Origin of the sequence: Nocardia sp. CWNU-33 (assembly GCF_046764895.1) — a bacterium.
In the GTDB taxonomy this organism is placed as follows: Bacteria; Actinomycetota; Actinomycetes; order Mycobacteriales; family Mycobacteriaceae; genus Nocardia.
Window position 1 is genome coordinate 107,158 of the sequence record NZ_JBKOQN010000019.1, and the last position, 20,821, is coordinate 127,978.

Below are 20,821 nucleotides of genomic sequence, written 5' to 3' on the forward strand. Positions count from 1 at the left end.
GACATCACCTCCTTGACAGCGAAAGGTACCAACTCCGATACTGAATCGACATTCAGTGAATCGTAATTCAGTTCAGGAGACATCGTGCAGACTCAGGTACTCATCGCAGGCGCCGGACCGACCGGCCTGACGCTCGCCCTCGAACTGGCCCGCCGCAACGTCCCGGTGCGCATCGTGGAGCAGGCGCGCGAGTTCTTCGCCGGCTCCCGCGGGGACGGCATCCAGCCGCGCACCCTGGAGGTGTTCGACGATCTCGGCGTGCTGGACGCGGTGCTGGCCGCAGGCACCCCGACGCCGGTCATGCGCGCCTACTTCGGCGGCGAGTTCGTCGGCGAGCGGCGGATGAGTGAACCGACCGAGCCGACTCCCGCGATCCCCTACCCGAACCTCTGGGTGCTCGGACAATCCAGGACCGAGGGCATCCTGCGGGATCGGTTGGCGGAGTTCGGTGTTCACGTCGAGCTGAGCACCGCGCTGGTGTCGTTCGATCAGGACGACTCGGGAGTCACCGTCACGCTCGCACACGACGGCGCCGACGAAACCGTTCGCGCCGCCTATCTTGTCGGGGCCGATGGCGGCCGGAGCACCGTACGCAAGACGCTGAACATCCCCTTCGAAGGCACGACCGATGACTCGATTCGAATGCTGCTCGGCGACGTCCGCGCCGATGTGCTCGACCACGAGTACGGCTACTGGTTCGCCGACGCGGAGCGGCCGATGGAGGGAATCGCGATGTCCCCCTTGCCCGGCGGACGGCATTTCCAGTGCGCCGCACCACTCGGCGCCGATGTCGAACCGACCCTCGAGGTCCTGCAAGGGTTCGTCGACCGATACTCCGGACGCACCGACATCGTCCTGAGCGACCTCACCTGGGCCACCGTGTGGCGGCCGAATATCCGCCTGGCGCAGCGCTTCCGCGAGGGCCGGGTCTTGCTGGCCGGGGACGCCGCGCACGTGCATCCGCCGACCGGCGGACAGGGCTTGAACACCGGCATCCAGGACGCTTACAACCTCGGATGGAAGCTCGCCGCGGCGGTGCACGGCAACGAATCACTACTGGATAGCTACGAATCCGAGCGCAGGACGGTGGCCGCACGGGTACTCGGCATCAGCAGCGAACTGCTCGACAAGCTGGTCGACGGCGACGAAGACGCCATGCATCGTGGCGAGGAAACGCGGCAGCTGGATATCAGCTACCGTGATCCGGCCGATCACGGTCCGCTCGTCGCGGGTGATCGCGCGCCCGACGCGCCGCTGAAGGACGCGACCGGACTGCCGATCCGACTGTTCGACCTTTTCCGCGGACCGCACTCGACGCTGCTGTGTTTCGGAAAGACCGCAGCGCATTCGAATGAGCCCGGTGTGCACACGTACACGGTGGTACGTCCGAGCGACGGGGTCCCGGGAGGGGCTGCCCTGGATGCAGGGCATGCTTCCGGTGCGACGCCACTGCGCTACGTCATGGACGTCGAAGGTCACGCGTTCGCGGCATACCACGCCGGCGAGGGCACCGCGGTGCTGGTCCGACCCGATGGCTATCTCGGTCGACGTAGCTGAACCCGTGGACTCGGTGTACAGGTGTCGCGGCGGATCGGCGCTAGCCGAAGAAGCTGCCGATGGTGTCCCAGCCGAGCACCGAGTCCACCGCAAGACCGCAGAACACCACGGCCAAATAGTTGTTCGACTGCAGGAACAGCCGCAGCGGCTTCACGGACTCGCCCCGGCGAACACCGGAGTACAGCTGGTGGGCCATGAGCAGGAACCACGCCCCGGCCACCAGCGCGACGGCGGTGTAGATCACGCCGGTCGCGGGTGCGAGGGCAAGGGTCGTGAGCACGGTGAGCCAGGTATAGATGACGATCTGCTTGGTCACCACCTGCTCGGTCGCGACCACCGGCAGCATCGGCACACCGGCCGCGCGGTAGTCCTCCTTGTAGCGCATGGCCAGCGCCCAGGTGTGCGGCGGTGTCCAGAAGAAGATGACGCCGAACAGGGCGATCGCGGGCCAGCCGATGCTGCCGGTGACCGCGGACCAGCCGACCAGGGCGGGCATGCAGCCCGCCGCGCCGCCCCACACCACATTCTGCGAGGTCCGGCGCTTGAGGCCGAGGGTATAGACGAAAACGTAGAACAGGATGGTCGCGACGACCAGCACGCCGCTGAGCAGATTCGCCTGCCACCACAACCAGGCGAACGATCCGAAGCCGAGCACCACACCGAACACGAAGGCGTGCGAGGTGGGCACCGCCTCCCTGGCAAGCGGTCGCTTGGCGGTCCGCTTCATTACCTTGTCGATGTCGGCGTCGGCCACACAGTTCAACGTGTTCGCGCTCGCCGCGCCCATCCAGCCGCCGAACAGCGTCGCGAGGATGAGGCGGATATCGATAGCGCCCCGGTCGGCGAGCAGCATCGTCGGAATGGTCGCGACGAGCAGCAATTCGATGACGCGCGGCTTGGTGAGCGCAATGTAGGCCAGCGGTTTCCGCACCGTTCGCGACAACAGACCATCACCCGTGAACCGGTCGGCCAGCGCCGTCGCGGAGGAGCCGTGCGCACCATTGCCACCCGGCTGTTGCCCAATCCGCACTGTCTCTCCTCGCACGCTGTGCATCGCATCCGGCAATGGAACTAGCAGCGCACGACCTGCACGGCGCGGCCACTACTACAGAGGATGGTAGACCCACGTCGGTGGTGTTCTCCCCATCGCCCCCTCGCGCGGCCGCGCACGAAGACGGGCGCGACCGGTCGGTACCCGGCCGCGAAACGACGCGTTCGACGGTGCGAAACGGCGCCCGCCGCGACCGGAACGCCCGACTCTGGACCCGGTAAGCCGGGTTCCCGCCCAGCCGGTCACCGGGCACATCTAGGGTGGTTGGGGTACACCGGTGCGTGCGCATTCGCCGCTGCCGCGCGTCAACGCCGCCAGTAACCACCACAGTCGACGAAACCAATGTCAGGAGAACCTCGGTCGTGTCAGTCACAGACGACATCCGCGCCCTCACTCAGCCGAACTACCCGGACGACTGGACGGATCTGGACACCAAGGCCGTCGACACAGTACGGGTGCTCGCCGCGGACGCGGTGCAAAACGCCGGAAACGGTCACCCGGGCACCGCGATGAGCCTGGCGCCGTTGGCGTACACCCTCTACCAGCGCACGATGCGCCTCGACCCGAGCGATCCGAGCTGGGTCGGCCGGGACCGTTTCGTGCTGTCCTGCGGGCACTCCAGCGTCACCCAGTACATCCAGCTCTACCTGGCCGGCTTCGGTCTGGAACTGGACGATCTGAAGCACCTGCGCAAGTGGGGCTCGCTCACCCCGGGTCACCCCGAATTCCGCCACACCGACGGTGTCGAGATCACCACCGGTCCGCTGGGCCAGGGTCTGGCCTCCGCTGTCGGCATGGCGATGGCCGCGCGCCGCGAGCGCGGCCTGTTCGATCCGGATGCCGCGCCGGGCGCGAGCCCGTTCGACCACTTCATCTACGTGATCGCCTCCGACGGTGACTTCGAGGAAGGCGTCACCTCCGAAGCGTCGTCGCTCGCGGGTACCCAGCAGCTCGGCAACCTCGTGGTGATCTACGACGACAACAAGATCTCCATCGAGGACGACACCACGATCGCATTCACCGAGGACGTCGCCCTGCGCTACGAGGCGTACGGCTGGCACGTCCAGACCGTCGAGGGCGGCGAGGACGTCGTCGCGATCGAGGCCGCGCTCGCGGCAGCCAAAGCGGAGACCGGCAGGCCGTCCATCATCGTGCTGCGCACCATCATCGGCTACCCGGCCCCCACCAAGATGAACACCGGCGCCGCGCACGGTGCCGCACTCGGCGCCGACGAGGTGGCCGCCACCAAGAAGATTCTCGGCTTCGACCCGGAGCAGAGCTTCGAGGTCGCCGCCGAGGTCATCGCGCACACCCGTGCGGTCGGCGCGCGCGGCAAGGAGGCCCACCAGGCCTGGCAGCAGCAGTTCGACGCGTGGGCGCAGGCCAACCCCGAGAACAAGGCGCTGTTCGACCGGCTCGCCGAGCGCAGGCTGCCGGCGGGCTGGGCCGCGAATCTGCCGACCTACGAGGCCGATCCGAAGGGCATGGCCACCCGCAAGGCGTCCGGCAAGGTGCTCGCCGCGCTGGCCCCGGTGCTGCCCGAACTGTGGGGTGGCTCGGCCGACCTCGCCGAGTCCAACAACACCACCATGCCCGACACCCCGAGCTTCGGCCCCGAGTCGATCTCCACCGGGATGTGGAAGGCCAACCCGTACGGTCGCACGCTGCACTTCGGTGTTCGTGAGCACGCGATGGGCTCGATCCTCAACGGCATCGCGCTGCACGGCCCGACTCGTCCGTACGGCGGCACCTTCCTGGTGTTCAGCGACTACATGCGCCCCGCAGTGCGGCTGGCCGCGCTGATGCGGATACCCGTCACCTACGTGTGGACCCACGACTCCATCGGTCTCGGTGAGGACGGCCCGACGCACCAGCCGATCGAGCACCTCGCCGCACTGCGCGCCATCCCCGGCCTGAACGTGGTCCGCCCCGGCGACGCCAACGAGACCACCTACGCCTGGCGCACCATCCTCGAGCGCGACAGCAACGAGCACACCTCGCACTTCTCGGTGTCCGAGCTGCCGCACCAGGACGGCCCGTCCGCTCTGGCGTTGACCCGCCAGGACCTGCCGATCCAAGAGGGCACCAGCTACGAGGGCGTCCGCAAGGGCGGCTACATTCTCGCCGAGGCGTCCACCGGAACCCCGCAGGTGATCCTGATCGCCACCGGTTCGGAGCTGCAGCTCGCCGTGGAGGCCCGCACTACGCTGGAGGCGCAGGGCATCGGAACCCGCGTGGTCTCCATGCCGTGTGTGGAGTGGTTCGACGCGCAGGACAAGGCCTACCGGGATGAGGTGCTCCCGCCCGCGGTCACCGCTCGGGTTGCCGTCGAGGCCGGTATCGCGATGCCGTGGTACCGGTTCACCGGTGACGCGGGTGAGATCGTGTCGATCGAGCACTTCGGCGCCTCGGCCGATCACAAGACCCTGTTCCGCGAGTTCGGCTTCACCACCGACAATGTCGTTGCCGCCGCGCAGCGCACGCTCGAGAACGTGAAGGGATAAGCGCTCATGGCACAGAACGAAAACACTGCAGCTCTTTCTGCGGCCGGTGTCTCGGTGTGGCTCGACGATCTGTCCAGGGACCGGATCCAGTCCGGCAACCTTGCCGAACTGATCGCCACCCGCAATGTCGTCGGCGTCACCACCAACCCGACGATCTTCCAGGGTGCGCTCAGCCAGGGCCACTCCTACGACGGCCAGCTCAAAGAGCTTGCCGCCCAAGGCGCGGACGCCGACGCCGCGATCCGTACCATCACCACCGACGATGTTCGCGCCGCCTGCGACGTGTTCGCGGAGGTGTTTGCGGCATCCGGCGGTGTCGACGGACGGGTCTCCATCGAGGTCGATCCCCGGCTGGCGTTCGACGCGGAGAAAACGACGGCCCAGGCCGTCGAGCTGTGGAAGATCGTCGACCGGCCGAACCTGTTCATCAAGATCCCGGCTACCGAAGCGGGCCTGCCCGCCATCTCCGCGGTGATCGCCGAAGGCATCAGCGTGAACGTGACGCTGATCTTTTCCGTCCAGCGCTACCGCGCGGTGATGGGCGCCTATCTCGACGGCCTGGGCAAGGCCAAGTTCGCGGGCCACGACCCGGCCAAGATCCATTCGGTCGCGTCGTTCTTCGTGTCCCGGGTGGACACCGAGATCGACAAGCGCCTCGAAGCGATCGGCACTCCGGAGGCACTGGAGCTGCGCGGCAAAGCAGGCATCGCCAACGCCCGCCTCGCCTATGCCGAATACCAGGACGTGTTCGACGGCGGCGCGCACACCTCGACCTACACGCACCTGGCCGCATCGGCAGGCGCGAATCGGCAACGTCCGCTGTGGGCCTCGACCGGTGTGAAGAACCCGGAGTACTCCGACACCATGTATGTCACCGAGCTGGTGGGACCGAACACGGTGAACACGCTGCCGGAGAAGACCCTCGAAGCGGTCGCCGACCACGGCGACATCCGCGGCAACACCCTCAGCGGGACCGCCGCGGCCGCCAAGGAGGTCTTCGACATGCTCGTCGCGGTCGGCATCGACCTCGACGACGTGTTCGCGGTACTGGAGCGCGAAGGCGTCGACAAGTTCGAAAAGTCTTGGGCGGAGCTGCTTTCCGCCACCACCGAGGAGTTGAACGCCGCTGTGCCCGATACGGCCGGCACCGGAAGCAACTGATCGGGATGGCCGGCACAGCGGCAGGAAAAACGGCAGCGGCCGTCTGGAAGAACCCGCTTCGCGACGAACGGGACAAGCGAGTCCCCCGCATCGCGGGACCGTGCAGCATGGTCATCTTCGGTGTCACCGGTGACCTGTCCCGTAAGAAACTGATGCCGGCCATCTACGACCTCGCGAACCGGGGGCTGCTGCCCCCGGGTTTCGCGCTGGTCGGCTTTGCGCGGCGGGACTATGCGGACGAGGATTTCGCCCAAGTCGTCCTCGACGCGGTGAAAGCACACGCGCGCACGCCCTTCCGCCAGGAGGTCTGGGACCACCTGGCCGAGGGAATCCGGTTCGTGCGGGGCACCTTCGACGACGACACGGCCTTCGCCACGCTCGCCGACACCCTTGCGAAGCTGGACAAGGATCGTGGCACCGGCGGCAATCACGCCTTCTACCTCTCGATTCCGCCGAACATGTTCCCGGTCGTGCTGGATCAGCTCTCCGAACACGGGCTTGCCAAGCCGTCCACCATCGACGCCAACGGCCGCAAGCCATGGCGTCGTGTGGTGATCGAAAAGCCCTTCGGGCACGATCTGGAGAGCGCTCAGGAGCTCAACGCACTGGTGAACGGAGTCTTCCCGGAAGAGACGGTGTTCCGGATCGACCACTACCTCGGCAAGGAGACAGTGCAGAACATCCTGGCACTGCGCTTCGCCAACCAGCTCTACGATCCGATCTGGAATGCGAACTACGTCGACCATGTCCAGATCACCATGGCCGAGGACATCGGATTGGGTGGCCGCGCAGGCTATTACGACGGCATCGGCGCCGCGCGCGACGTGATCCAGAACCATCTGCTCCAACTACTCGCGCTGACCGCGATGGAGGAGCCGATCAGCTTCCAGCCCGACCAGTTGCAGACCGAGAAGATCAAGGTGCTCTCGGCTACGAAGCTGGTCGAGCCGCTCGACGAGACCACGGCACGCGGGCAGTACGCCGCGGGCTGGCAGGGCGGCGAGCAGGTCGTCGGTCTGCTCGACGAGGAGGGATTCGACCCGCAATCGCGCACCGAGACCTACGCCGCGATCACCCTGGAGGTCGACACCCGGCGCTGGGCGGGCGTGCCGTTCTATCTGCGCACCGGAAAACGCTTGGGCCGCAGGGTCACCGAGATCGCGGTGGTGTTCAAGCGGGCGCCGCACCTGCCGTTCGACCAGACGATGACCGAGGAGCTCGGCCAGAACGCCCTGGTCATCCGGGTACAGCCGGACGAGGGCATCACCACCCGATTCGGTTCGAAGGTGCCGGGGTCGGGGATGGAAGTGCGCGACGTCAATATGGATTTCAGCTACGGCGAGGCGTTCACCGAGTCCTCCCCCGAAGCCTACGAACGTCTGATCCTCGACGTGCTGCTCGGGGTGCCGTCCTTGTTCCCGGTGAACGCGGAGGTCGAATTGTCCTGGCGCATTCTGGATCCGGTGCTCGAGCACTGGGCCACCGACGGTAAACCGGAACCGTACGAGGCAGGCACCTGGGGTCCGTCGTCGGCCGACGAGATGCTCGCCCGCACCGGGCGCGAATGGCGGCGGCCATGATCGTCGACATGCCGGAGACCACGACATCCGAAGTCACCAAACGCCTGGTGAGCCTGCGGGAAAGCAACGGCGTGATCACCATGGGCCGAGTACTGACCCTGGTCGTGTGCACGCTGGACAGCTCGGAAGCCGAAGACGCCATCGACGCCGCCAACGACGCCAGCCGCGAACACCCGTGCCGGGTGGTCGTCTTGGCCCGTGGCGATCGCGAAGCCGAGACCCGCCTCGACGCCCAGATCCGCGTGGGCGGTGACGCGGGCGCGGCCGAGGTGATCGTGCTGCGGCTGCAAGGCGAGCTGATCAATCATGAGAGCAGCGTCGTCATCCCGTTCCTGCTCCCGGATACCCCTGTGGTCGCCTGGTGGCCGCGCGGCGCACCGGAGTTCCCCTCCAAGGATTCGGTGGGGCGCTTGGCGACCCGTCGCATCACCGATGCGACCTTCGCACCCGACCCGCAGGAGACGATCAAGAAGCGGCGCGATTCCTACGCCACCGGCGATACCGATCTGGCGTGGAGCCGGATCACCTACTGGCGGGCGCTGCTCGCGGCCACCATGGACGAACCGCCCTACGAACCGGTCGAATCGGTGACAGTGTCCGGGCTGCGCGAAGAGCCCGCGCTGGACATGCTCGCCGGCTGGCTGGCCGCACGTTTGGGCTGCCCGGTGCGTCGCCGCACGGGTGAGCTGCGGGTGGAGGTGCATCGGCCGTCGGAGTCGATCGCCATCGCACGGCCGCAGACCGGCCGCACCGCGACGCTCATCCGCACCGGAGACCCGGTGCAGCGAATCGCTTTGGCCCGCAGGGAAACTCGCGATTGTCTCGCGGAGGAACTGCGTCGGCTCGATGCCGACGAGATCTATGCCGAGGCGCTCGCCGGAATCGAGAAGGTGACCTATGAGTGAGCGTATCTCGGCCGAATCTCCTACCGACACCGTCGAAGTCCATCCCGACACCGAGACGTTGGTGACCGCGGCGGCGACCACGTTCGTCGACGTCGTGACGGCCGCCCAGGCCGCGCGTGGTTCGGCGTCGGTTGTGCTGACCGGCGGCGGTACCGGCATCGCGCTGCTGGAACTGGTGCGCAAGTCGCCCGGTGCCATCGACTGGTCGAAACTCGATGTGTTCTGGGGCGACGAACGCTTCGTCCCCGCAGGCGACCAGGAACGCAACGACCTGCAGGCCCGCCGGGCCCTGCTCGACCACGTGCCGGTCGATCCGGCCCGGGTCCACCCGGTTGCGACCTCCGACGGCGAATACCCCGACCCCGTCGAGGCCGCCGCCGAGTATTCCGCCGCGGTGCACGCCCATCTGGCCGAACACGGCGCGTTCGATCTGCACCTGCTCGGTATGGGCGGCGAGGGCCACATCAACTCCCTCTTCCCCGACACCGACGCGGTCCGTGAACAGCACGAACTCGTTGTCGCCGTGACGAATTCGCCGAAACCGCCGCCGGTCCGGGTCACCCTCACGCTGCCTGCGGTCCGCCACACTCGGCACGTGGTGCTGGTCGTCGGCGGCGCGGCCAAGGCAGAAGCGGTCGCAGCCGCGTTAGCGGCCGCCGATCCGGTGGATATTCCCTCCGCCGGCGCCAAGGGCCTCGAATCGACCACCTGGCTGCTCGACGCGGATGCGGCAGCGGGGTTGCAATAGTCCGCATGCCCGAACCGCCGCATAAGAGTTGCCCACGAACTTCTCCATAGTTTTCGGTTCGTTCCCGGAAAAATACCGGCGAATGGTCGACTGAGCGGCCCCGAGTCCGGGATGATCGTTCGATGACCGAGCAGGGAGTCGACCTCGACGAGCGGTTTCGCACCGAGATCGAGGCGCTGACAGCTAGTCCGAGCCGCCCGGCCGGGGAGCTGATCGACCCGGGCGGCCGGGTTTCCGGTGCGCGGTGCCTGGAGCTGTTCGAATCGCAGGCGACGAGTAGGCAGCTCGATCTCGCGGCGCGCAGGCTCGGCGGCGTGCGACGCGGCTACTACAGCATCGGATCGTCCGGCCACGAGGGCAATGCGGCCGTCGCGGCGGCGCTGCGCGCGACCGATCCCGCGTTGCTGCACTATCGTTCCGGCGCGTTCTTCGTGCACCGCGCACGGCAGGTGGCGGGGCTCGACCCGATCCGTGACGTGCTGCTCGGCGTCGTTGCAGCGGCCGCCGATCCGATATCGGGTGGCAGGCACAAGGTGTTCGGCAGCAAGGCGGCGGGCGTGATTCCGCAGACCTCGACGATCGCGTCCCAGCTGCCGCGCGCGGTCGGACTCGGGTTCGCGATCGGTCGTGCGGCCCAGCTCGGGGTCACCAGCGAATGGCCGTCGGATGCTGTCGTGCTGTGCAGTTTCGGTGACGCGTCGGCCAACCACTCCACTGCGACGGGCGCGATCAATACCGCGATTCACACTGCTCACCAAGGGATTCCAATGCCCGTCCTGTTCGTCTGCGAGGACAATGGGATCGGCATCAGCGTGCCGACCCCGCCGGACTGGATCGAACACGCCTACGGCCTGCGTCCCGGCCTCGAGTACTTCTGCGCGGACGGCTGGGATGCGCTCGACGCACTGACAACCGCGCAGTCCGCCGCCGACTGGGTACGTGAAAACCGCAAGCCTGCCTTCCTGCGCCTGCGCACGGTGCGGCTGCTGGGCCACGCTGGATCCGATGTCGAATCCGCTTACCGCCGCCCCGCCGACATCGCCGCCGACCTGCTGCGCGATCCTGTCATCGAGACCGCCCGACTGCTCGTGACGGTCGGTGTGGCGACACCCGATGAAGTCATCGACCGCTACGACGACGTCCGCACCCGCGTCGAGGCGATGGCCGAATTGGTGGGGCACGAACCCAAACTGAGCTCGGCAGCCGCGGTCATGGCGCCGCTGGCACCATCGCACCCGGATGCGGTACGAACCGATGCGCTTCGCCAGCACGCAATCGACACTGCAAACCAGGCTGCCCGGCCGGCCCAGGTACCCGGCCAGGGATCGAATCGAGTTGCGGTGGTCAACGATGCGATGACGCTCGCGCAGGCCGTCAACCACACCCTCGGTGCGCTGCTGGCGCGAGATCACGATGTGCTGGTCTTCGGTGAGGATGTGGGCAGGAAGGGTGGCGTGTACGGCGTCACCAAGGGATTGCAGAAGGCCTTCGGCGCGCGGCGGGTTTTCGACACGTTGCTCGACGAACAGAGTGTGCTCGGCACCGCACTCGGCACCGCGCTGGCCGGCTTCCTCCCGATACCGGAGATCCAGTATCTGGCATACCTGCACAACGCGGCCGATCAGCTGCGCGGCGAGGCTGCGACGTTGCAGTTCTTCTCCCATGGACAGTACCGGAACCCGATGGTGATCCGGATAGCCGGCTACGCCTACCAGAAGGGTTTCGGCGGGCACTTCCACAATGACAACTCGATCGCCGCGCTGCGTGACATCCCCGGCCTCATCCTGGCGTCCCCGTCCCGCGCCGACGACGCCGCGGCGATGCTGCGTACCTGCGTCTCCGCCGGGCGGGTCGACGGCCGAGTATCGGTCTTCCTGGAACCCATCGCGCTGTACCACACCCGTGACCTGCACGAGCCCGGCGACGGTGCCTGGCTCGCGCCGCCCTCGGCCGATCATGTCGCGATCGGCCGTGCTCGCGTCTATGGCGACGGCACCGACCTCACCATCGTCAGCTTCGCCAACGGCGTGCCGATGAGTCTGCGCGTTGCTCGGCGACTCGCCGAAAGCGGTATATTCGCCCGGGTTCTCGACCTGCGGTGGCTGGCGCCGCTCCCGCTCGAAGACCTCCTCCACCATGCCCGCGCCACCGGCCGTGTTCTCGTCGCCGATGAAACCCGCCACTCGGGCGGCGTCTCCGAGGCGCTCTGCGCCGCGCTCGTCGATGCCGGTTTCGACGGTCGCATCGCGCGCGTCACCAGCGAGGACAGCTTCATCCCCCTCGGCCCTGCCGCCGAGACGGTGCTGCTGGACGAGGACCGCATCGAAGCCGCCGCCGGAAAACTCCTTGCCGAGCCATAACACCGTCTCGCTAGGCTGAATCGCGTGCCACTAGTCGAGGTCACCTACGCCCCGCACGTCCCCGAGTCCGTTCTGCGCGACCTTGGAAAGCATCTGCCCCACATCGTGTCCGTGGCCGTGGAATGCCCGGAAGAACCCTACGACGGCGACCTGCGGCCCGGCGATATCGAAATCCGCTTCCGCCAACTCGGCCCCTTCGACCAGAGCGGCCTCGACGCCGTCATCGAAGTCCGCTCCAAATGGTTCCAGAGCCGAGCCAGCAACCGCCAGGACCGCTGCGACCTGCTGCACGATCTGGTCTCGCAAGCCACCGCTCTCGAAGACTTCGGCGTCTACCTCACCCTCCCTGTCGCCGCCTGGACCCAAACCGACGACTGACCGGGCCCGTCCGCACCGCTTGTCGGGACCTGCCCCTTTGGCCCGACCGGCGGTGCGGATCCCGACGGAGGTGCGCTCCCCGACGCAACCGGCGAAGCCCGGGAAAGCCGCGTTCTGCTCGCAACACGATTGCGATTGGGCGATTCGGATTCGGTTGGTGCGGACTGGAAATACAGTGGGCAGAACGGTAACCGGCAGTGGAAGGGCACGGCGATGACCACGATGTCCATGCTCGGCGAGGTACGGCCAGAGCACGATCGCGAGACCGACGGCGATTTGGTGTTGCTGCACTACCTGCGGTCTTTTCGTAGGCCGGTGTTGGAGGTGTGGTCGGCGTGCACGGAGTGGCGGCAGTTGGGGCGCTGGTTCGGGACGGTGTCGGGAGTGGGCGGGGAGCTGACGATCGAGCCGATCGACGGGCCCGGGATCGGGCCGATCACGGTGCGGGTGGACGAATGCCGGGCGCCGCACGAATTGGTCGCGCAGATCGACGGCTGCGTGCTGGAGCTGCGCATGACCCAGGTCGGCGTTGTCACGAATGTCGAACTCATCCGCAGGCATGTGTGCCCCGCCGACGCGAGCACGATCGGTCCACGCTGGCAGTACCTGCTGGACCGCCTCACCGCCTACCTGGACCGCCAGCCGCTCCCCCAGTGGCCCGAATATCCGGAACTGGCCTGCGAATACAAGTAGGCGAAAATCTCGCGACAGCCGAGTGCGTGGCTCGGTCGCGAGCCGCACGCACGCGCGCGTCCACCGGGCGATCAGTGCACCTCTGATGTCGACTACGCCTGGGCAGCTCCGCGGCAAGTGACCTGTCCAGTCGGATTCATTCGCCAGGGCTGGTCACCGCGGTGCGCGCGGACTCGGACCGCCGATCGCTTTCCGGATTCGTCAGTCGGGAACCGGTACCGGAGCAAGCTCGCGCAGATGAGCGGTAATCCAGTCGTTGACCTCCGTCGTCCGCTCCAACTGAACCAGGTGGCCCGCGCCGCCGATCTTGGTGACCCCGCGCAGGTTCGGGACGTTTTCCCGTAGCGTGGCCAAGGGGTCGCGGCCGCTGAAGCCCTCCATGTCGGGGTCGCGGTCGCCGTAGAGGAAGTAGGTCGGCGGGGTCACTGTGGCGTCCGCGTAGTCGGCGGTGAGTTCCCAATTGCGGTCGAGTGCGCGGTACCAGTTCAGGCCGCCGGTGAAGCCGGTGCGCTCGAAATCCTGTGCCAAGACATCTAATTCGTCATCCGAAAGCCAGCGCCACGGCAGCGGCGGGGCCTCGGGCAGCACATCGAGATAGCCGGTGCCTTCCGCCGGGAAACGCCAAGTGTCCAGGTAGTGGTAGTCGGCGCTGAGGGAGTAGTAGACGCGGGCCAGGAAATCCCGCGGGTCGGCACCGAGTTCGGCATCGGCAACGCCGGGCTTCTGGAAGTAGTCCAGATGCAGGAAGTGTCGCTGCGCGGCTTTGGCCCACAGTTGCGACGGCGGACGCGACGGACGCGGTGCGAACGGGTTGTTCAGCACGATGATGCCGCGCACCCGTTCCGGCGCGCGCAATGCCAGCTCCCAGACCAGTGCGGCACCGAAATCCAAGCCGACGAACACAGCTTGTTCGGCGTCGATATCGTCGAGCAGGCCGAGGAGATCGCCGATCACCTCACGATTCGTGTGCGCCGCCACATCGGCGGGCGCCTCGGTACATCCGTAGCCACGCAGATCGGGTGCGATAGCCCGGTAACCTGCTGCAGCGACCGCCGCCAGCTGGCGATTCCAGATGAACCACGTGTGTGGGAAGCCGTGGCAGAAGATCACCGGATGCCCCTCGCCTTGTTCGGCGACGTGCATTCGAATGCCATTGGTCGCCACGAACCGATGGGTCAACTCCACTGCGGCCTCCAAAACATAGAACGCGTTCTCGTTTCAAGGTAATGTCCCGAGATCGTGAACGGAATACCTCACCTACTCGGCGGCCGCGTAGCCGTCGTCACCGGCGCCAGCCGCGGAATCGGCAAAGGCGTCGCGCTGGAATTGGGCGCAGCAGGTGCGACGGTGTACGTCACCGGGCGCTCGGCCGCGGCCGGCAGGCTGCCGGGGACGGTGCACGAGACGGCCGCGGAGATCGATGCCCTCGGCGGCCACGGGATACCGTTCGTGTGCGACCACCGCGACGACGATGCGATCCAGCGCCTGTTCACCCGCGTGCGCGATGAGCGAGGCCGGCTGGATGTGCTGGTGAACAATGTCTACAACTCCCCCGCCGCTGCCCGCTGGCTCGGCAAGCCGTTCTGGGAGGTGCCCCCGGCCGCATGGGACGAGACGTTCGATGTCGGCGTCCGATCTCACTACACGGCAAGCGCATTCGCCGCGCCACTGCTGATCGAGTCGGCGGGTTTGATCGCCAATATCTCCTCGCCGGGTGCACAGCGCTACATGCACAATGCCGTGTACGGCGTGGCGAAGACCGCACTGGACCGGCTCACCGCCGATATGGCCCACGACCTCACCGACACCGGCGTCACCGTAGTCTCCCTGTGGCCCGGAATCGTGAATACCGAACTCCTGCAACTGGTCCCGGCAAACGAGCAGGGCAGGCGCCTGGTCATCCTCCCGGGCGAGGGCACCTTCGACCTGGACGCCGCCGAATCCCCCCGCTTCCCCGGCCGGGCGGTCGTCGCCCTCGCCACCGACCCCGACCGCCGCGCCAGGACCGGTCGAGCCTGGCGGGTTGCCGATTTGGCCGAGCAATACGGCTTCACCGACGTCGACGGCCGCATCCCGCGCGCCGACTGACTCCGTGACGAACACACCTCACCTGGGCATCAATCCCTCGAAGCTCACCGCAAGAGCGCGGTCACGCTGTGCACTGTCCCAGCCGTAATGCTTTGCGGCCGTACACCATCCGTACAGCAAAGCGAGCAGATCGAATAGCTCGAGGTCCGCGCGCACCACGCCATCGACACGAGCGGCGACCAACAGCCCCGACAGTGCTCGACGCATCTCCGCGGCGACTTCGGCGTGCCCGTCCGCTGATTTGACGTCTACTCCGGCCGCGAGTATCGCGTTCCCCAAGTCCTTCTTCGCGGCGGCAACGACGCTGTCGATGATCTCGAACGTGCAGACGCCTGATCCACGGCCGAGTAGCCCAACCTGTTGCCCCGACTACCCGCGCGACTCGCATCCGCCCGACGGTGCGACAACTAGTCATCGATTGGTGTTGCGTCTCGAGCGATTCCGAGAAAGCGCTGCACCGAGCCCAATGGGGCGGGCTTGGCACGCCAGGTGAGGTAGACGTGCGAAGGCGGGCGTCCGGGATGTCGCGGTAGACCACGCCGGGATGCGGTGCACGGGTCCGCGCCAGGGTGGGGACGCCGCCGATGCCGCGGTCCGCCGCAACGAGTTCGATCCATTCGTCGAAATTCGTGCAGGTGATGATGGTGCGATCCGGGTACGGCGGATCCCATGATCCGGCATGGATGGTGCCGGAGACCACGTTGACGACCAATGGGTAGCTCGCGAGGTCGGCCCAGCGTAGGTCCTCGACATGGGCAAGTGGAGAGTTCACCGAGACTGCGAGCATCCGATCCTCGGTCCCGATCACCCGGGACGCGAGGTCGCGTGGGAGCCGAATCTCGTTGCGGTGGATCGCGATATCGATCGACCGGTCCGCCAGCGCGGCCATCGGGTCTTCGACGCGGTGCAGCGAGATGCGGCCGCCGAGCACCTCGTAGCGGGTGCGGGTCTGTGCGAACCAGGTATCGGGGAGCAGCCAGGAGAAACCGACGTCGAGGGTGGCGCGCGAGCGGAGTTCGTCACGGACGGTATCGATGTCGGCGATGATCCGCCTGCTGTGCGCCAGCAGTTCCGCGCCTTCTTCGGTCAGTTCGAAGCGGCGGGACGAGCGCTCGATCAAGCGGCATTCGACTCGGCGTTCCAACTGCTGGATGGTCCGGGTGAGCGCGGGCTGACTGAGGTGCAGGCGTGCTGCGGCACGGGTGTAGTTCGCCTCCTCGCACAGCGCGAGGTACGCCCGGAGGTGCCGCAACTCGATATCCATGCATCGAGCGTATAAAGCATTTCACGGCCGGGTCGGCGGTCCGTACGGTCAGCAGGTGTGACCGATACCGCCGTAGCTTCCACCACGCGCAGCAGCATTGCACCGGCACTCGCCGCAAGCGCCGGCCTCGCCGCGGCGGTGGGAGTGGGCCGGTTCGCCTACACCCCGGTGATGCCTGCCATGGTCGATGCGCACCGGATCAGCGCACACGACGGAGCGTTGATCGCCGCCGCCAATTACGCGGGCTATCTCGTGGGTGCCGTGCTGTTGGCTCGACGGCCGGACCTGAACAGCCCCCTGTCTTTTCGCCTCGCCGCCGCGACGCTGGTGATGAGCGAAGTGCTGCTGGCGATACCGGGACCGGCGGTGTTCCCCGCTGTGTTGCGACTGATCGCGGGGTAGCGAGCGCGGTGATCTTCGTCGGCTGCGCCGGGGCGATCGCCCGACTCGGCGGGCATGGACACGCGGCGGGCATCGCGTTCGGCGGCGTCGGCCTCGGCATTGCGCTGACCGGCCTGCTGGCCCTTGCCGCACGACCGGTACTGCCCTGGCAAGCACTCTGGTCCGGCGCGGCGGTATTGACAGCGCTGCTGTTGCTGCCGGCGCTCCGGCTCGACATCCATCAGGGCTATCGGTCCACCGCAGTAGCAGGCAGACGCCGCTCGACTCCGGCTTGGCGTGCGTTGCTCGTCGCCTACTCCCTCGAAGGTGTCGGCTATATCGTGATCGGCACTTTCCTGGTCGCCGCCGTCAGCGCGCACAGCGGCCCGACCGTCGGCTCGGTGATGTGGGTGATCGTCGGTGCGGCCGCGGCGCCCGCCGTGTTGTGGGGCATAGCCGCCCGACACTGGAGACCCGCGACAGTGTTGGTCGCAGCGCTATCGGCGCAATGCGTGTCGGCAGGACTGCCCGCCCTGGCCACCGCGCTCTGGTCCGCCATCATCTCCGCGGTGCTGTTCGGCGGCACCTTCATAGGCATCACCATGCTCGCGATCCGAGTGGGCACCGAGCTGTCGGACCACCGAGCAGCGGCAACGCTCACCGCGGGCTACGGATCCGGACAGATGATCGGCCCGCTCGTCGTGGCGCCGGTAATCGGCGACGGCTACACCACGGCATTCGTGATCGCCACGGCGGTGCTGATCGCGGCGACGGCGGCAGCCGTTATCGTTGCGCGGATACCCGAACCCTCAGCACCATCGAACCCGTGACGATCGATCAACCTCGAGATCTTCGGCGCAGCACAAATCGCCGCAGCTCACTCGAATCGTGAGCTGCGGCGTTGGGCCGAAGGACCGTCAGGCGAACTTGATCTCCAGCCCGATGCCGAGGATGGCGATGAGCCAGACCAGGCCGGTGAAGATAGTGACGCGGTCGAGGTTCTTCTCGACGACAGTGGATCCCGACAGGCTGGACTGGACACCACCGCCGAACAGGCTGGACAGACCTCCACCCTTGGCGCGGTGCAGCAGCACCAGCAACACCAGCAGCACGCTGGTGACGATCAGGAGGATATCCAGGAACATCCGCATGTCGGACAGTCTATGGGGTAGCCCCTGCCGGACCTAATGCGGCTCCACCGCGACGAGATGGGTGATCTTGTCGTCGCCGTTGGTGAACGCCGCTACCGCGCGTTCCCGCAGTTGATCTTGGGCGGTGAGCCGCACCTGATGCTGATGCATGTGTTCGGCCCAGGAGCGCACCACGAACGCCTCCACATAGCGGTCGAGCACACCGACGTCGCGATACAACCGCCACTCCATCGCGCCGGTGCGCTGCCGCGAGCGCCCGACGAAGGCCATCGCGGCCATGAACTCGTCGACGTTCTCGGCGGGCACGTCATAGGTCCGCAGCACCAGCACCGGGCCGTCGGCCGGATCCGGCTCGACCACGAGTTGCGGCTCGGGCCAAAAGGCCGACGGCGTCAGGTCCAGTTCTTCGGCGTTGTGCCGGATCGGCAGCCAGAGCGTGCTCACCGCGCAACAGGCGAGCAGCGCAGCGGAAATGAGCATGGTCGACACCGGGCCGACAGCACCGGCGACCAGACCCCAGACCAGCGACCCGATCGCCTGACCGCCCATGAACACCAGCATGTACACCGACAGCCCGCGCGCCCGCACCCACGCGGGCAACAGCAACTGCATGGTCGAGTTCAATGTGGCCATCGCCAGCAGCCAGGCCAGCCCCGCGCCGACCAGCAGGACAAGCACCACCGGCACCGAGTGCAGCAACACCGTGGCCACCGTCGCGGCACCGAACAACACCGCGGCCACGGCCAGCCGGTGCGTCGGGGTCAGCATCGACCGCAATCGCGACAACGCAAGCGCGCCGAGCACCGCGCCGATGCCGAGGGCGCCGAGCATCAGCCCGTAACCGGACGCGGACAGACCGAAATGGTCGCGCGCGATGACCGGAAGCAACGCCCACAACGCACTCGCCGGCGCGATGAAAAGGATCGCGCGCAACAGCACGCGGCGAATCGCGGGAGCCGCTCGAATAAAGCGGGTGCCCGCCTGCAACGCCGCCAGCGGGCGCTCGGTCGGCAGGCTCTGATCGGTCCGCGGGCGGCGCCACAGTGCGAGCGCCGCGACGATCCCGCCGAACGACACCGCGTTGAGCGCGAACACCACGGTCGGCCCGGACACCGTCACCAGCACACCGGCCACCGCGGGACCGACCGCCCGGCCGATGTTGATATTCATGCTGCTGAGTGCGGCGGCGGACGTAATCTGTTCGCGTGGAACCAGTTCCGGCTGGATCGCCTGCCACGCGGGCGCGGTGAGCGCCTGCCCGCAGCCGAGCAGGAACAGTAGCGTCAGCAGCACCGCAGGCGTGGTGTGTCCGGTCGCGGTCGACACCGCGAGCAACGCGGCGAGCAACGCCATCGCCGACTGCGCACCGAGCAGCAGTCGGCGCCGATCGACCAGATCGGCGAGCACCCCCGACGGGATGGACAGCAACATCACCGGCAGCGTGATCGCGGTCTGCACCAACGAAACCAGCGTCGCCGCATTCGGCTCGTCGACCAGAATCCACTGCGCACCCACGGTCTGCATCCAGGTGCCCAGGTTCGACACCAGCTGGGCGATCCACAGCGCCCGATAGACCGGCGATCGCAGCGGCGCCCAGGTGGATAGCGGGATCGTTGCGTCGGCGGTGGTCACGGTGCCGAGTTTAGCGGCGCTCGCCGAGCACACCGGGGCAGAACCATTGCCACTGATCCGTCCTCAGCGTGCACTTCCACGGCGCTCCAGCTGCTGATCCGGGCGGCCGAGTGTTACTTTCACTCCGCACGAACAGGATTGCGCCTATTCATCAGTCGGGCCGCACGCATTGCGGCTGGGCACGAAGCAGTGGATCGGCCGCGATTCGGGCTGCGGTCTCGGGGTCCGGCAGGTAGGGGCGGGCGGTCAATAGCCACTCGCAGCGCAGCTCGGGGATGACGACCTGGGGTTGGTCCCATTCGTTTTCCAGTTCAGGACCCCAATTCATGGGTGCGGCACCGGGTGCGAAGGCAGGACCGTCGGACAGACCCTTGGCACGCAGGAGGTCCATGGTGACGCCGAGGTAGTCGTTCCATCGGGAGTACGAGGTGGCCAGGGTCTGAGAATCGGGGACGTCGAGCTTCAGCAGCCAGATGCCGTGCGCCCACTGGTCATCGCCGAGCAGCGAATTCGCAGTCTGCCGGATTCGGTTGCGCCGCAGCGCCCGACCTGGCCAACACCAGATGGGTGGCGCGCTATCGCAGACGATGTCCCGACCCCGCATCTCCGCGACCATCGCCCGGAACGCGGGCCGCCAGTTGACGATCACTCGATCCCATTCGGCCAGGTAGCGCCCGTCGGATCGCACTGCGGCGACGACTTCCGGCGCTTGCAACGTCCACAACCGCATCAATGCCCTCCAGCTATGACAGCCCACTCCGTGCGGGCGCGATGCTCGCTCCAGCGGATTCCACCGACATGCCGCTTGCCTGAGGCGCTGTTTGCCCAACCCTGCGATCCAACGACGGTATCCCCTGCGCAATGTGTGGGCACGCCATTTTCGGCGTGCCCACAGGTAGCGCAGCGCGGTATCGAGTGAATCATCCTGTGCACCAACGTGTTACATGACCGCCCGGCAGGCTGCCCGCTGCCGAGTGAAGACCTCCTCCGAGGTCCGCACGATCAGATGCAGCCTGCTGTCGAACGGCCGGAACATCGCACCGGCCGGAAGCCCTGCACGCCCGCAGATCTCTTGCACCGTGGCGCGCTGATAACCCACTTTGCCGATCGCGACGATGGTGGCGTCGACCAGCTCGGCTGCCGTCGCAGCGCGGCGTTCCTGCTGGGTGCGACGCGGACGCGGATTCGGCACTACCAGTCACCGCTGAGCATCCTGCCGGTGGGTCCGGTCGGGGCGAACGCGGCATCGCCGCCGTGTCCGGCGCTCGACCGCAAAGTGGTTGAACGACAGGCCCAATGGCGCGCCTGCCGCTTCAGGACGCAGTGACCGCGAGCGGACCTCGGACCGCATCGGCGGGCCGGTCGGGG

The 20,821-nt window shown here is 67.2% G+C and carries 17 protein-coding genes and 2 pseudogenes; 11 read left to right on the forward strand and 8 right to left on the reverse strand.

Features of this window, described 5'->3' with window-relative positions; genetic code table 11:
- Nucleotides 1-84: 84 nt before the first annotated feature.
- The gene (locus ACLMAL_RS24495) at nt 85-1,557 is read left to right on the forward strand and encodes an FAD-dependent monooxygenase (RefSeq protein WP_412001222.1); all 1,473 of its coding nucleotides are present in this window, start codon (nt 85-87) and stop codon (nt 1,555-1,557) included.
- Nucleotides 1,558-1,597: 40 nt separating this feature from the next.
- Here the strand turns inward: ACLMAL_RS24495 and ACLMAL_RS24500 are convergent, their stop codons facing one another.
- Nucleotides 1,598-2,587, reverse strand: coding sequence for a heme o synthase (locus ACLMAL_RS24500; protein WP_412001223.1), 990 nt, complete (start codon nt 2,585-2,587; stop codon nt 1,598-1,600).
- A gap of 383 nt (nt 2,588-2,970) precedes the next feature.
- On the opposite strand from ACLMAL_RS24500, the gene tkt reads away from it, so the two are divergent.
- The 8 genes from tkt to ACLMAL_RS24540 all read left to right on the forward strand — a co-directional run bounded on the left by tkt (nt 2,971) and on the right by ACLMAL_RS24540 (nt 12,937).
- Entirely contained in the window at nt 2,971-5,112 is a 2,142-nt protein-coding gene (gene tkt, locus ACLMAL_RS24505) for a transketolase (RefSeq protein ID WP_412001224.1), read from the forward strand.
- A 6-nt stretch (nt 5,113-5,118) separates the two neighbouring features.
- On the forward strand, nt 5,119-6,273 hold the full coding sequence (gene tal / locus ACLMAL_RS24510) for a transaldolase (RefSeq protein ID WP_412001225.1): 1,155 nt from the start codon (nt 5,119-5,121) through the stop codon (nt 6,271-6,273).
- Nucleotides 6,274-6,278: 5 nt separating this feature from the next.
- A complete protein-coding gene (gene zwf, locus ACLMAL_RS24515; protein WP_412001226.1) occupies nt 6,279-7,853 on the forward strand; it encodes a glucose-6-phosphate dehydrogenase in 1,575 nt (524 codons plus the stop codon).
- A complete protein-coding gene (gene opcA, locus ACLMAL_RS24520; RefSeq protein ID WP_328402969.1) occupies nt 7,850-8,758 on the forward strand; it encodes a glucose-6-phosphate dehydrogenase assembly protein OpcA in 909 nt (302 codons plus the stop codon). The genes zwf and opcA overlap by 4 nt, the downstream gene beginning before the upstream one ends.
- Nucleotides 8,751-9,506, forward strand: coding sequence for a 6-phosphogluconolactonase (pgl, locus tag ACLMAL_RS24525; protein WP_412001227.1), 756 nt, complete (start codon nt 8,751-8,753; stop codon nt 9,504-9,506). Before opcA ends, pgl begins: the two co-directional genes overlap by 8 nt.
- Nucleotides 9,507-9,628: 122 nt before the next feature.
- Nucleotides 9,629-11,866, forward strand: a complete 2,238-nt coding sequence (locus tag ACLMAL_RS24530; protein ID WP_412001228.1) for a thiamine pyrophosphate-dependent enzyme — start codon at nt 9,629-9,631, stop codon at nt 11,864-11,866.
- A 24-nt stretch (nt 11,867-11,890) separates the two neighbouring features.
- A complete protein-coding gene (locus ACLMAL_RS24535; protein WP_412001229.1) occupies nt 11,891-12,244 on the forward strand; it encodes a hypothetical protein in 354 nt (117 codons plus the stop codon).
- 213 nt (nt 12,245-12,457) lie between these two features.
- Nucleotides 12,458-12,937, forward strand: a complete 480-nt coding sequence (locus tag ACLMAL_RS24540) for a hypothetical protein (protein WP_412001230.1) — start codon at nt 12,458-12,460, stop codon at nt 12,935-12,937.
- Between the two features lie 201 nt (nt 12,938-13,138).
- On the opposite strand, the gene ACLMAL_RS24545 is transcribed toward ACLMAL_RS24540, so the two are convergent.
- Complete coding sequence (locus ACLMAL_RS24545) at nt 13,139-14,122, reverse strand: alpha/beta fold hydrolase (RefSeq protein WP_412001231.1); 984 nt, start codon at nt 14,120-14,122, stop codon at nt 13,139-13,141.
- Nucleotides 14,123-14,176: 54 nt separating this feature from the next.
- On the opposite strand from ACLMAL_RS24545, the gene ACLMAL_RS24550 reads away from it, so the two are divergent.
- Complete coding sequence (locus ACLMAL_RS24550; protein WP_412001232.1) at nt 14,177-15,025, forward strand: SDR family NAD(P)-dependent oxidoreductase; 849 nt, start codon at nt 14,177-14,179, stop codon at nt 15,023-15,025.
- A gap of 18 nt (nt 15,026-15,043) precedes the next feature.
- Here the strand turns inward: ACLMAL_RS24550 and ACLMAL_RS24555 are convergent, their stop codons facing one another.
- Nucleotides 15,044-15,304, reverse strand: coding sequence for a hypothetical protein (locus ACLMAL_RS24555; protein WP_412001233.1), 261 nt, complete (start codon nt 15,302-15,304; stop codon nt 15,044-15,046).
- A gap of 280 nt (nt 15,305-15,584) precedes the next feature.
- Nucleotides 15,585-16,289: pseudogene (locus ACLMAL_RS24560) on the reverse strand (LysR family transcriptional regulator); the annotation flags it as partial.
- A gap of 180 nt (nt 16,290-16,469) precedes the next feature.
- Between ACLMAL_RS24560 and ACLMAL_RS24565 the strand changes: the two are divergent.
- Nucleotides 16,470-17,500: pseudogene (locus ACLMAL_RS24565) on the forward strand (YbfB/YjiJ family MFS transporter).
- A gap of 87 nt (nt 17,501-17,587) precedes the next feature.
- Here the strand turns inward: ACLMAL_RS24565 and secG are convergent.
- The 4 genes from secG to ACLMAL_RS24585 form a co-directional block, all read right to left on the reverse strand.
- Nucleotides 17,588-17,821, reverse strand: coding sequence for a preprotein translocase subunit SecG (gene secG / locus ACLMAL_RS24570; protein WP_328402986.1), 234 nt, complete (start codon nt 17,819-17,821; stop codon nt 17,588-17,590).
- Nucleotides 17,822-17,854: 33 nt separating this feature from the next.
- Nucleotides 17,855-19,453 (reverse strand): MFS transporter, encoded by a 1,599-nt coding sequence (locus tag ACLMAL_RS24575; RefSeq protein ID WP_412001234.1) that lies wholly within the window; start codon nt 19,451-19,453, stop codon nt 17,855-17,857.
- Nucleotides 19,454-19,604: 151 nt separating this feature from the next.
- Nucleotides 19,605-20,183 carry a hypothetical protein gene (locus ACLMAL_RS24580; protein WP_412001235.1) on the reverse strand — a complete coding sequence of 193 codons (579 nt, stop codon included), beginning with the start codon at nt 20,181-20,183 and terminating at the stop codon, nt 19,605-19,607.
- A gap of 210 nt (nt 20,184-20,393) precedes the next feature.
- On the reverse strand, nt 20,394-20,645 hold the full coding sequence (locus ACLMAL_RS24585; protein WP_412001236.1) for a TetR/AcrR family transcriptional regulator: 252 nt from the start codon (nt 20,643-20,645) through the stop codon (nt 20,394-20,396).
- Nucleotides 20,646-20,821: the final 176 nt, after the last annotated feature.